Source organism: Collinsella aerofaciens (assembly GCF_002736145.1).
Lineage (GTDB): Bacteria > Actinomycetota > Coriobacteriia > Coriobacteriales > Coriobacteriaceae > Collinsella > Collinsella aerofaciens_A.
In genome coordinates this window covers 2,163,703-2,176,150 of the sequence record NZ_CP024160.1, presented here as the reverse complement: position 1 = coordinate 2,176,150, position 12,448 = coordinate 2,163,703, and the positions used below count along the sequence as shown (strand labels likewise).

General features: G+C 61.1%; 9 protein-coding genes. 2 read left to right on the top strand and 7 right to left on the bottom strand.

The genetic code is table 11. The features are described 5' to 3' along the window. Nucleotides 1–291 precede the first annotated feature (291 nt). Nucleotides 292–1,101 carry a gluconate 5-dehydrogenase gene (locus CSV91_RS09415; RefSeq protein ID WP_099432665.1) on the top strand — a complete coding sequence of 270 codons (810 nt, stop codon included), beginning with the start codon at nt 292–294 and terminating at the stop codon, nt 1,099–1,101. Nucleotides 1,102–1,301: 200 nt separating this feature from the next. After that, nucleotides 1,302–1,943, top strand: coding sequence for an RpiB/LacA/LacB family sugar-phosphate isomerase (locus CSV91_RS09410; protein WP_055309683.1), 642 nt, complete (start codon nt 1,302–1,304; stop codon nt 1,941–1,943). Nucleotides 1,944–2,081: 138 nt separating this feature from the next. Here the strand turns inward: CSV91_RS09410 and CSV91_RS09405 are convergent, their stop codons facing one another. The 7 genes from CSV91_RS09405 to CSV91_RS09375 all read right to left on the bottom strand — a co-directional run bounded on the left by CSV91_RS09405 (nt 2,082) and on the right by CSV91_RS09375 (nt 12,382). Continuing rightward, nucleotides 2,082–4,031, bottom strand: a complete 1,950-nt coding sequence (locus tag CSV91_RS09405) for an NAD(P)/FAD-dependent oxidoreductase (protein ID WP_099432664.1) — start codon at nt 4,029–4,031, stop codon at nt 2,082–2,084. Between the two features lie 200 nt (nt 4,032–4,231). Next, a complete protein-coding gene (locus CSV91_RS09400) occupies nt 4,232–5,449 on the bottom strand; it encodes an FAD-dependent oxidoreductase (protein WP_099432663.1) in 1,218 nt (405 codons plus the stop codon). Nucleotides 5,450–5,499: 50 nt separating this feature from the next. Further along, nucleotides 5,500–6,405 (bottom strand): sugar phosphate isomerase/epimerase family protein, encoded by a 906-nt coding sequence (locus CSV91_RS09395; protein WP_157758023.1) that lies wholly within the window; start codon nt 6,403–6,405, stop codon nt 5,500–5,502. Between the two features lies 1 nt (nt 6,406). Continuing rightward, nucleotides 6,407–7,645, bottom strand: a complete 1,239-nt coding sequence (locus CSV91_RS09390; protein ID WP_099432661.1) for a glycoside hydrolase family 88/105 protein — start codon at nt 7,643–7,645, stop codon at nt 6,407–6,409. Between the two features lie 106 nt (nt 7,646–7,751). Continuing rightward, the gene (locus CSV91_RS09385; RefSeq protein ID WP_232049606.1) at nt 7,752–8,420 is read right to left on the bottom strand and encodes an SGNH/GDSL hydrolase family protein; all 669 of its coding nucleotides are present in this window, start codon (nt 8,418–8,420) and stop codon (nt 7,752–7,754) included. 69 nt (nt 8,421–8,489) lie between these two features. Continuing rightward, nucleotides 8,490–10,655, bottom strand: a complete 2,166-nt coding sequence (locus tag CSV91_RS09380) for a pectinesterase family protein (protein ID WP_099432659.1) — start codon at nt 10,653–10,655, stop codon at nt 8,490–8,492. 131 nt (nt 10,656–10,786) lie between these two features. Continuing rightward, nucleotides 10,787–12,382, bottom strand: a complete 1,596-nt coding sequence (locus tag CSV91_RS09375; RefSeq protein WP_099432658.1) for a glycoside hydrolase family 28 protein — start codon at nt 12,380–12,382, stop codon at nt 10,787–10,789. Nucleotides 12,383–12,448: the final 66 nt, after the last annotated feature.

Below are 12,448 nucleotides of genomic sequence, written 5' to 3'. Positions count from 1 at the left end.
GCATCGCCAGCAAGTTGTTCACCCGGCACTTTGTGCGCGCCGCATTTGAAAAGTAGCACTACACGCGGGGCCAACGGGCAGCCCATGCTCACTTGTCTCTCGAGCTTGCCCTCCTCGATCAGGACAATCGTGCCGTCCGCACAGCAGGGCGAGTTCACCGTTTACCTTTTAAAAGTGAACGTTCACCTATTTTTCGGAGAATGGGAGGGTTTATTACCCTACTTCACATATACTGAGCTTGTACGAAAAGCAAGACTTATATAGATGAACGTTTCTTTTGGAAGGATTGCTATGTCTGATCTTATGGACAGCTTCCGCCTGGACGGTAAGGTCGCGCTCGTGACCGGCGCCACCTATGGCATCGGCATGGCCATTGCCGAGGCGCTCGGAGAGGCAGGCGCCAAGATTGCCTTTAACGCCCGTCACGCCGACAAGGTCGCCGAGGCCGAGAAGCACTACCGCGAGCTGGGCTTTGATGCTCACGGCTATGTTGCCGACGTCACCGACGAGGTCGTCGTCGCCGAGCTCATCGCCAAGATCGAGGCCGATTTTGGCACCACGCCCGACATCCTGGTCAACAACGCCGGCGTCATCCAGCGCACGCCGATGCTCGACATGAGTGCCGAGGACTTCCGCCGTGTCGTCGATATCGACCTCAATGCCCCGTTTATCGTGTCCAAGGCCTGCCTGCCCGGCATGATCTCCAAGGGTCACGGCAAGATCATCAATATCTGCTCCATGATGAGCGAGCTGGGCCGCGAGACCATCGCCGGCTATGCCGCCGCCAAGGGCGGACTCAAGATGCTCACCAAGAACATCTGCTCCGAGTTTGGCGAGGCCAATATCCAGTGCAACGGCATTGGGCCGGGCTACATCGCTACCCCGCAGACCGCGCCGCTGCGCGAGACGCAGCCCGATGGCAGTCGCCACCCGTTTGACCAGTTCATCATCGCCAAGACGCCGGCAGCCCGTTGGGGCACGCCCGAGGACCTGAAGGGCCCCGCCGTGTTCCTGGCTTCCGACGCATCGAACTTCGTCAACGGGCACATTCTGTACGTGGACGGCGGCATTCTGGCTTACATCGGCAAGCAGCCGCAATAAGGAAACTGGGCGAGGCGGTCGGCAGTTAAGTCTGCTGCTCGGACAGTCCTGCGCAAGACGGAAAGCACATTAAGTGCTTTCCTTTGCGTGCGGAACTCGCGACAGACTTAACTGCCGACCGCCCGCACAACGGCCTTCTACTCGAAGATGGCGCGCAAAACATATCTAATTCTAAAAAACTAGCTGAAAGGTTAACTCAAATGAAGATCGCTCTGATCAACGAGAATTCTCAGAACTCCAAAAACCCTATGATCGAGGCTGCCCTTAAGAAGGTTGTCGAGCCTATGGGCCACACCGTCTTTAACTATGGCATGTATGCCGACGCCGACTCCAAGCCCCTCACCTACGTGCAGAACGGCATCCTTGCCGCCGTGCTGCTCAACTCCGGTGCCGCCGACTACGTCGTGACCGGTTGCGGCACCGGCGAGGGCGCTATGCTCGCCTGCAACTCCTTCCCTGGCGTGCTGTGCGGCCATGTTGCCGACCCGCTGGATGCCTACACCTTTGCCCAGGTCAACGATGGCAACGCCGTCGCTATGCCCTTCGCGCTCAAGAACGGCTGGGGCCAGGAGCTCAACCTCGAGTACACCTTCGAGAAGCTCTTTGGCTTTGGTTCGGGTAACGGCTACCCCGCCGAGCGCGTTGAGCCCGAGCAGCGCAACAAGAAGATCCTCGATGGCGTGCGCGCTGTGACCATGCGTCCGCTCGTCGACGTCCTGGGCGAGATCGATCAGGACCTGGTGAAGGGCGCACTTGCCGGCGAGCACTTCCAGGAGTACTTCTTTGCCAACGCCACCGACGAGGCCATCATCGCCAAGGTCAAGGAGATCTTGGGCCTGTAATAAGGCCCACGGGGCGCACCGACCCCCAACAAACCGCCAAGCAAAAGGCGCCGCGACAATCCATGTGTCGCGGCGCCTTTTTTGATTGGCTATCGCTTGAGCCACTGCAAGGCGGCCGCTCCTCTATTTGCCAAGAGCCTACAGCTCGCAGGCAACCTTGTAGCCATCGCCGATGGCGTCGCGGATGTTGCCGCACTTGTTGGCGTCGCCCAGCACGTGGGCGGCAACGCCGGCTGCAGCCAGGTCGTCGGCCAGCTTGGTATTGGGACGATAGCCCATGGCAAGCACCAGCGTATCGGCGTCGGCGATGGTGTGGACTTCGCCGTCCTTTTCGTAACTGATGGCGTCCTCGGTAATCTCGGTCACCTTGGCCTCAGTCAGCACGTGAACGCCCTTGGAGAGCATGCGCGTGATGAGCACCGCGCGGCCGGCGCCGCCCTCGTTGGCGGCGAGCGTCTTGGTCATCTCGATGACGGTGACATCGCGATTTGCCGGCGACAGATCGTTGACCAACGGGGCCAGGTAATCGGCCGTCTCGCAGCCAACGGTGCCGCCGCCCACAATGACGATCTTCTTACCCGGGAAAGCCTTGCCGCCCAGCAGGTCGTCGGCCGTCATGACCTGCTTAAAGCTCTGCATAAAGGCCGGCGCGATGGGTTCGGCGCCGTAGGCCAGGACAACCTCGTAGCCCGCGTAGTCACGTTGAATGTCCTCGGCAGTAAGCTCGGTGCCAAATACGCACCTCACGCCGGCCTCGGCCAGGCGACGGTACTGATACTTGATCACGCGGGTGAGTTCCTGCTTTGCCGGCGGAACGGCTGCGATGCGCATCTCGCCGCCCGGCTCGTCCTGCTTGTCCACGAGCACCACGTTATGGCCGCGCTTGGCGGCAATGTAGGCTGCCTCCATGCCCGCAGGACCAGCGCCCACAACCAGTACGTTCTTGGCCTCGGCGGCAGGCTCGTAGCCGGCCTCGTCGCGCTCCACGTCCGGGTTGACGGTGCAGGAGATGCGCTTGCCAAACATAATGCCGTTCAGGCAGCGCAAACAGCCGATGCAGGGGCGGATGTCGTCGGCGTTGCCGGCAGCGGCCTTATTGCAGAACTCGGCATCGCACAGATTGGCACGGCCCATCATGCAGATGTCGGCGGCGCCGTCCTCGATCAGTTCCTCGGCAATCCATGCCTCGTTGATGCGGCCGACCGTGGCAACGGGAATGTTGACGTGCTTTTTGATCTCGCGCGAGCAGGCGGCGTGCGAGGCCTGCTGGGTGCCGGCGGCGGGAATGGCGGAGCCGCGCTTGATGGTAGTGCCGCCCGACACGTGGATCATGTCGACGCCAGCCTTCTCCAGGCGACGCGAGACGTAAATCATGTCGTTGAGGGTCAGACCGCCATCGGTGTACTCGTCGCCCGAGATACGGACGTCGATGATAAAGTCCTTGCCGCAGCGCTCGCGAATCTCGGCGATGACCTCGAGCAAAAAGCGCATGCGGGCGTCGAGCGAGCCACCGTACTCGTCGGTACGCTTGTTATATAGCGGGGTCAAAAAGCCGCCGAGCATGCCATGGGCGTGCGCCGCATGGACCTCGACGCCATCGACGCCAGCCTTCTGCATACGAACGGCAGCGTCGCCAAACTGATGCGTGAGCTCGTGGATCTCGTCGACCGTGATGGGGCGCGGCGCCTCGCGGGCATAGGACGGCCCCACAAAGGACGGAGCGATCAGGCGCGGCGTGCCCGGAATGTTAAAGGCCATGTAGGCGGGGTGGAAGAGCTGCGGCATGATCTTACAGCCATACTCGTGGACGGCCGCGGCGAGCTTTTCCCAGCCGGGGATAAACGTGTCGTCGTAGCAGCACATGTCGCCCGGCAGATAGGTATAGGTAGGCTCGACCGTCACGACCTCGGTAATGATGAGGCCCACGCCGCCCTTGGCGCGGGCACGGTAATGATCGACCAAGTCGTCGGTCACATAGCCATGATCGGCCAGGTTGGTAGATACCGGCGGCATAAAGACACGGTTCTTGACCTCGGTCGTACCGACCTTGATCGGGCTAAAGAGCATCGGATAGGCGGAGGACTCCATACAGGGTTCCTTTCGTTTGAGCCGCTCGGCGGCAGTTGCTAACGTACTTATCGTACCAGCAACTGCCGTATCCGCACTCGCTCGCATTCCTCACCTTCAATCCCGACCCTCACAAAAAAGTTGTGGTGGAATACGGAGTAGATAAGGCCTTTGACAGCCAAAACAGTCCGTATTTCACCGCAACTGATGGGTGGGATGGGTTAGAGGCCCAGATAGCTGGTCATGCCTTCGACGGCGAGCTTGGCGCCTGCTACGGCATGGACCACGGTGAGCGGGCCGTTGACGACATCGCCGGCGGCAAAGACGCCGGGCACGGTGGTCATGCCGTACTCATCGACCGAAAGAAGACCGCGATGGTCGGTCTCCAGACCGCCCGTCGTAAGCACCAGTTTGTCCTTGGGCACCTGCGAGGCCGCAATCACAACCGTGTCGGCGGGCACATGGTCAAGTTCTTCCTCGTAGCCCACCACGTTGTCGTCCTCGTCAAAGATAGCCGTCTCGAACACCGGACCGTTATCGTCGATGGCGCAAATCGCCTTGCCGCGCACGATCTCGGCACCGTCAAGCTCGGTCAGCTCCACCTCGTCATCGATGGCCGAGATATGGCGCGATCGGGCATACACGGTAACCTTGCGAGCGCCCGAGCGCAGGGCCGTACGGGCAACATCCATGGCCACGTTGCCGGCGCCGATAACCGCCACGTTCTGACCGATCGCCACGCTCGTGGGATCAACCAGGTAATCGATACCAAACAGTACGTTGCCACGCGACTCGCCGGGAATACCCAGCTTGCGGGCGCGCCAGGTACCGGTACCGACAAAGACCGCATCGTAGCCGTCGCGCAGCAGGTCGTCGATATGCAGCGCGCCACCGATGGTGGTCGAGGGACGGACGCGTACGCCAAGTGAGCACATCACGTGACGGTACTTTTGCACGAGTGCGCGGGGCAAGCGAAACTCGGGGATACCGTACTCCAGCACGCCGCCGATCTCGGGGCGCTGTTCAAACACTGTGACGGCACAGCCCAGCTGGGCCATCTTAATGGCCACGGTAATGCCGGCGGGACCGGAACCGACCACGGCAACCTGCTTGCCGCATGAGGGCGCGGGCTTCCACTCCTTGCGGTCCAAATATGCCGTCGAGATATAGTTCTCGATACTCGAAAAATGCACCGGTGCGCCCTTGCGGCCCTGAATGCATGCGCCCTCGCACTGGCCCGAATGGTTACAGACCATGGAGCAGACCGCACTCATGGGATTGTTCTGGAACAGCAGCTCACCCGCCTCTTCCAGACGGCGCTGCTTAAACAGGTCGATGACCTGCGGAATAGGCGTCTGCACCGGGCAGCCCTTAAGCTGGCAGAACGCCTTCTTGCACCCAAGGCAACGGTTCGCTTCCTCAACAATATGAATAGCCATCGGTTCCTCTCCTGGACCTCTACGACAATCTCTTTCGCCAACCTGCTTCGTTACAGAATCACGTGCTCGCACATCACGCTGTGCCCCATGCGCAGCAGCTCGTCGCGCGAACGCTCGACCGTGGACGGTGTGCTGTTCTCGATAACGGTCATAATGCCCGGTCGCGCGGCCGCGGCCCAAGCGGCAATAGCCTCAAAATCAAAGTTTCCGCACGTACAGACGCCGTGGCATACCAAACGAGAGCCCGAGCCATCACACCAGCCATCCTGGTCCTCGTTGTCTACGATCTCGTAGTCCTTGGCATGCAGCACGCGAATCTTGCTGCCGCACAGGTGCAACATGCGCGACACCTGCTCGGAAGCCTCACCGACGATCGTGGGATGCAGCAGCGACACCGGGTCGTAGATCACGCCGAGCGCCGGGCTCGGGACGCGCTCCAGCACCTCACGGCAGCGATCTGGCGTGTTGACCGTCTCGTTCCAGCCGGGCTCGATCAGTATTTGCCCACCCACGGCCTCGGCGCACTCGCAGACGCGCGCGAGTCCATCCATAAACGCATCGAGTGCCTCGTCGGCCATACGGTCGTCAGCAACGCGGTTCTGCGCATTGGGACGACCGGTCTCGGTGCCAACCGGACAGCCGCCGAGCATCTGAGCAAAGTTCAAGCACGCCTCGTACTCGGCAAAGTTATCCGTGAGCTGTTGTCGATCGGGCGTCGCCAGATTCTTATAACAGCCGAGCACGGCGACCGAAACGCCCGCCTCATCGAGCACCGCACGCAAATGGTCGGCGAGCTCGCGGGTCAGACCGCATCGATCGATTCCCATTGATGCGTAGAGCACCTTGCTCGGCAGCTGAATGCACGAAAAGCCCAGCTCTCCTGCCATGCGGATGCGTTCCTCGACGGTCCCCTGCGGAAGGTCGTGTAAACGCACGCCCGGAGTAATGGCCCCCACGCTATTCACGCCCCTTATGAGCATTGATGCCCGGGGTGTAGCCGCCAAACGGGTCATCGATGGAGCACACGCCCGAAGGGGCGAGCGGATCGCGCTTACCGGCCAACTTGTCATGATGCATGGTCTCGATATAGGCGAGCACCAGCGGCGCCACGCCCTTCGCGTCGTTTTTGACGACGGGCTCGCTCATGTAGTAGCCAAACGTGCCCTCGCGGTGCGCGGTGTTGCCAAGACCCGCCACCAGGCAGATGTTGTCGAGCGCCAGCTGTCCGTCGCGCTCGGACAGGCACGTGTCGCAGATGCCGTCAAACGCACGGCGGCCGTACTGGTAGTAGCGCTCGCCCAGCACGCCCAGGCGCACGCCCTTCATGATGGCGTTGGCAAAGATGGCGCTGCCCGACTCCTCCAGATAGTTGGGGGCGATATTGGGCAGGTTGATGACCTGGTGCCACATGCCGGTCTTCTCGTCCTGATACGGCAGCATGGCGTCGATCAGGTCGTGGAACATCTTGCGGATCTCGTCCTTCTCGGCCGACATCGAGGGCGGCATGAGCTCCCAGGTATCGATGAGCGCCATGGCGAACCAGCCCTCGGCGCGCAGCCAGAAGTTGGCCGAAAGGCCGGTGACGGGATCGCACCAGAACTGCTTGCGGCTCGCGTCGTAGGCGTGATAGTACAGGCCGTTGAGGGGGTTGCGCATCAAATCGTGCACCACTTGGAACATATGGAAGCTATCCGAGCAGGCACGGCGGTTGTGGAAGCTCAGCTCGTACTGCATGTAGAACGGCTGCGCCATGTACATGCCGTCGAGCCAGATCTGGTTGGGGTAGACGGCCTTGTGCCAAAACACACCCTCTTTGGTACGCGGCTGGGTTTCGAGCTGACGATAGATGGTATCCATGGCGGCACGGTACTTGGGCTTGCCCACCAGGTCATAGAGTTTGTAGAGGGTTTTGCCCGCGTTGACGTTGTCGAGGTTGTACTCCTGGGGATCGTAATGCTTGATGGTGCCGTCATCCTGGACAAAGAAGTCGATATAGTCGTCGGCGAAGGTCAGGTAACGCTGCTCGCCGGTGATCTCGTACAGCTCGATGAGTGCCTTGATCATGCAGCCATCGATATAGTTCCAGGTGTTTTCCTTGCCGGCGCGAAGCTTTTCGATATTCCAGGCCGGCGCCTGAGGCGTAGAGGTCTCGATCAACTGCTCGATATAACGGTCCAGAATCTGATTGCAACCCATTGCTGTCCCCTCTGACGTTATTGATGGGTGAACGTTAACCTAGTGTAACGCGAACGGGGATTATAGGGTGAACGTTAACCCTATAATCCCCGTGAACGGCAGCCTTTTAACGGCAAACGGCGGTGAGGCCCGCAGCGATGCGATGCGCCAGGCGCTCATAGCCGGCAGGGCTGTAATGCAGACCGTCCGGCATGTAGAGCTCGCGGTGCTCCGGCAAAAACGGGCTGATGCCGCTTTGCGCATACAGGTCGATCACCGGCACCGAGTAGCGATCGCAGACCTCCAGCATCGCGCGCACATAGGCGTCTTGCGTCAGGCCCAGATGGTTGGCCTCGTTGCTTGCCGGAATATCCTTCTCGTGTTTGCCGCTCGTCTTGCACGGCGTCATAAACACCAGCTTTGCCTGAGGCGAGCGCGCCGTGATGGTGCGGATCAGGTAGTCGAGCGCACCGTAGAACTCGTGCACGTCCGTGCTGCCCAGCTCTCCCAGCGGCACGTTACGGCTAAAGTCGTTAACGCCGCCAAAAACGATGCAGATATCTGCCGTGTGATCGATGCCGTCCAAGCGCTCGACAAACGAATCGCTACGGTCGGCCTTGACGGCAATACGCGAACCCTTAATACCAAAGTTCTCGATCGTAGCGCCGCCCAGCAGCGCACCCAGGTGCGAGGTCCAAGAGATGTCGTTGCCTCCCCCGCCGCATCCGTTATCGCCCCAGGTGGTCGAATCGCCAAAGCAGCAGATGGTCGATTCGCTCAAGTTTTTCGGTTCCATATTCTTCTCCTCACCCGCACACCGGCGGTCATACAGGTACATACCGTTCATTCGCAACATGCCGAGGGGCTATGCGTGGGCGCATTCTGCAACTTGCGAATCGAGCCATTCGATATCCTCGGCAAGATGCGCCACGCCAAGATGGTGTCCACCCGGACACACCTCGTGCAGAAGGTTTTCGTCCTTGCCCAGCAGCGCGTAGGCGTCGCGAACGATATCGAGCTGCTCGTCTACGTTCGCAAGCCCGCGGGCGCCGTTGAGATGGTCTTTCTCACAGCTTTGAACCAAGAGCGGGCGCGGTGCGATAAGCGAGGCGATGTCCCCCATGTCGAGCAGACGCCAGAGTCCAGGGGTGTAATTGCAGCTGCAGTTTCCATTGAGATGCAGCAGCGAGTCATCAACGCCATACAGATAGCCCGAGACAAACGCCTTGCGCACGCGCGGGTCGAGCGCGGCCAGGTACAACGTCATGTAACCGCCGCCCGAAAAACCAAAGCAGCCCAGGTCGTCCATGGCAATGTCACCGCGCGTCTCCAAGTAATCAATCAAGCGCATGTTGTCCCAGGCGTTGAGGCCCGCGACCGTAAGACCCAGCGGCTCGGCCATACGTGCTTGATTCAGACACGTACCGCGCAGGTAGCTGTTCTCGTCGTCGCCCTGACCCTTCCAGTCACGACGGTATCCCCAACCACGCGCATCGGGGCAGACGGTCACGTAACCCATGCGCGCCAAACGCAGACCGTAGTCGTAATTGAACTTACGCACGGCATCGTCGACCGCCGGCACGCCCACAACGCCGGCTATGCTTGCAGCACCCGCCCCCTGGTGACCATGTGGGCAGATATAACAGCGCTTGAGTCCCCGCTCGTCAAGCTTGGGGCGGGACGGCTCCAACAGGTAAAACGGCATCCACACATCGTGCTCAACCTGCAACACCGCATGAGTACGCACGATGCTGCCGGCAACCCGCACGCGATTGAGTTCACGAATCTCAATCGGGGCGCGGTCCATAAGCGAAAGACCCAAAATATCGTACAGACGAGTCCTGGTCGCAGCCTTCCATACCTCAAAGTCTGTGGGAGTCTTGCCCGTAAATGCGGCCGAGCGCCCTTCGCGCTTCAGTCGGGCGCGCAGCGCAGGCTCGTCCTCGTAGTACGTCTCGATGTGCACGGTGCGGCCATTGGCAGATAGCCCGGCCGTCTCTACCGCATCACCGTCGCCGCCCTCGGGATCCCAACCATCCGTGCCGGCAAGCACTCGGTCACGCGCATAGCGTTCGGAATCCTGACCGGTCAGGCAATGCGCCCACGGCACCCAAGCGGCAGTATCACCCGCCGGGCCAAACAGGGCACCGCCGGCATACAGGGTGCCGTCATGTGCCGCTGGCTTATTCCAATCCCACCAACCCTCGAGTGAAATATGGGGGCCCAGCCAGCATTCGAGCAAAACGGTCTGGGCCCACTCGCGCCATGGACGACCCAGATAGACCGATCCGGGGGCAATGCCCTCATCGGCTGTAAACGAACAGCCATGAAACACAAATCCGTACGGCTCGCCCTGAGGCGTGGAGGCTGCCGTTACATACCCGTTGACATCCATATCGCGGTTGAGCGAGCGAATCTCACACCCCTCAAAGTAGGCATGCGCGCCGCCAAAGATAAAGTCGACATCGCCCTCGATCCGGCAACGTCGAAAATACTGCCGCCCCACCCGGCGCGGGGCGAACTGCTTGGGGCCTATAAAGCCGCCCGGCTTGGCCTCGTGCGGCGGCAGCGGCCCCAAAAAGAGCGTGTCCTGATGGCCCAGGATGCGGCAGGTATCGACCACTAGGCGGTCGCCGTCGGCATACAGGGCAATCGCCTGGCCGACCTCGCGACCGTCACCGGCATCGTTTTCGATCGTTAGGCCCGCAAGCGTCACGTCGTCGGCATCGACCAGCACCGTATACGTACGGAAGGTGCCGAGTCTTCCATCCTGGCCGCTACCGTCTTCCGAAGGCATCTTGGCGCCCAGGCCGCCCACGATACGCACGCTGTCGGCGGTCTCGCCCTCGAGCGTCACATGCGGACGACGAATTTCGACCTGTTCGCGGTACTCGCCCGGCGCCACCAGCACGCGCACCGGCACGGTCGCATCGGGTACACACCGCTCCGCCGCCTCGAGCGCCGCCGAAATACTGCGATACGCGCCTTCGCGTTCGAGCGACACCTCAAAGAGCTGTTCTTTACCACTCATCTGTCATTACGCTTTCTGTCACAGAACACCCACCATGCAATACCGACACCTATAGATTGCGTGCGACAGCCGGGCAGACCCGACCGTCGCACGCCTCAACATACCGTATTCACTTGTGCAAGAGCACTACCCTACGCGCGGATAACCTTGTCGACGTTTTGCAACTGCAGCTCGTCGCCATCCTGACCCTCGATGCGCACGTTCTGCAGGTCGAGGACTTTCACGTTCTGCGCGATGATGCCCTGGCGCACCATGGGCTCCACGCCGCAGGCCATGGCCGGCACAAAGGGCTCGGCAGCGGCGGCAAAGGTCACATGGATATCCTGGAACGTCAGGCGCGTCACCTTGCTCTCGGGAAGGCCCGTGATATAGGCCGCGGCCGCATGGCAGTTGGTGGCCTCGATATCGCAAAACGTCGTGGCGCCAAAGCCGGGCGTACGGTCGTCGACGGGCAGCGCGTCGCGGCTCTGGACATAGTCGGTCTTGCCGTCCTTATCGCAGAAGTAGAACGAGTTGACCACGAAGGGCGTGAGCACCTTGTCCATGCGAATGTGCTCGAAGGTGATGCCCTCGTTGACGGCGTCCTTGCCGCGGCCGCGGCGGGTCTTGACGCGCAGGCCACGGTCGGTGCGCTCAAAGAGGCACTTGCTCACGGTAAGGTCCTTGATGCCGCCGGCAGCCTCGGATCCCAGCACCACGGCGCCGTGGCCATCGTGCATGTAGCAGTGCGAGACGAGCATATCGTGCGTAGCGGGACGAAGCTCGGGCTCGATGCCCAGTTTGCCGCTCTTGATGGCGATGCAGTCATCGCCCACCGAGAACTGGCAGCCAAGGACGCGGACAAAACCGCAGCTCTCGGGATCGAAGCCGTCGGTGTTGTGGGAGTTCTTGGGACCTTCGATTGACAGGCACAGGGCATCGACGTGCTCGCACAGGATGGGATGGATATTCCACGCCGGGCTGTTGCGTACGGTAAAGCCGGCAAGGCTCACGTTTTCGCACTCGGACAGGAAAATCATGCGTGGGCGGGCGACCTCGCGGCCCTCCTCGGGACGGAAGATGTTCTTAAAGTCCTTGTTCCACCAGTTGTCCTCGGCAAAATCGGTCTGGCCGTCGATGGCGCCGCGGCCATAGATGCACACGTCGTGCACGCTCAGGCCCGTAAAGGTCGAACAGTAGGCCGAAAAGCTCTCGCCTTCCCAGCGGCCCAGGGGCAGCATGTCGGTGCCGGCATACCCGGCGCCCTCGTCGCCCGTGACCGTGCCCGGAATGTAGGCAAGCGCCGCGCGGTCGTGACGGGCCAGCAGCACCGCGCCCTCGGCAAGCTCGATGTTGATATTGCTCTTAAGGAAGAGGGACTTGATGCGGTAGTTGCCGGCGGGGATCAGCACGCGCCCGCCCTTGGGGCAGGCCATGATGGCAGCCTGAATGTTGGTGGTGTCATCGTGCTCGGCATCGCCCTTGGCTCCGCAGTCGCGAACGTTGATGGTAAAGGGCTCCGCCGGCGTGGTGACGCCTACGCTCAACTCGCGCTCGCCGCAGACAAAGCGGATCAGGTTGCGCCTGCCGGGAACCAGGCCGTCAACATAGGTCTCGACCGTATTCGTGGTACCGGCGGGCTCATCGTTGACAAAGATTTCCCACGTATCGGCACAGGTAAAGTAGCCGCCATCGTCGAGCTCGATAACGGCCGCGCGGGCGTTGCGCCAGATAACGTTCGTCTCCATGGGTCTCTCCCTCAAATGTAATCAGAAGTTCATACTACTCGTTTTTAAAAAAGGGCCGCACCCGCC

Coding starts and splice junctions, on each gene's coding strand:
- CSV91_RS09415 (WP_099432665.1), top strand. CDS start 292: ATGTCTGATCTTATGGACAGCTTCCGCCTGGACGGTAAGGTCGCGCTC.
- CSV91_RS09410 (WP_055309683.1), top strand. CDS start 1,302: ATGAAGATCGCTCTGATCAACGAGAATTCTCAGAACTCCAAAAACCCT.
- CSV91_RS09405 (WP_099432664.1), bottom strand. CDS start 4,031: ATGGAGTCCTCCGCCTATCCGATGCTCTTTAGCCCGATCAAGGTCGGT.
- CSV91_RS09400 (WP_099432663.1), bottom strand. CDS start 5,449: ATGGCTATTCATATTGTTGAGGAAGCGAACCGTTGCCTTGGGTGCAAG.
- CSV91_RS09390 (WP_099432661.1), bottom strand. CDS start 7,645: ATGGGTTGCAATCAGATTCTGGACCGTTATATCGAGCAGTTGATCGAG.
- CSV91_RS09385 (WP_232049606.1), bottom strand. CDS start 8,420: ATGGAACCGAAAAACTTGAGCGAATCGACCATCTGCTGCTTTGGCGAT.
- CSV91_RS09380 (WP_099432659.1), bottom strand. CDS start 10,655: ATGAGTGGTAAAGAACAGCTCTTTGAGGTGTCGCTCGAACGCGAAGGC.
- CSV91_RS09375 (WP_099432658.1), bottom strand. CDS start 12,382: ATGGAGACGAACGTTATCTGGCGCAACGCCCGCGCGGCCGTTATCGAG.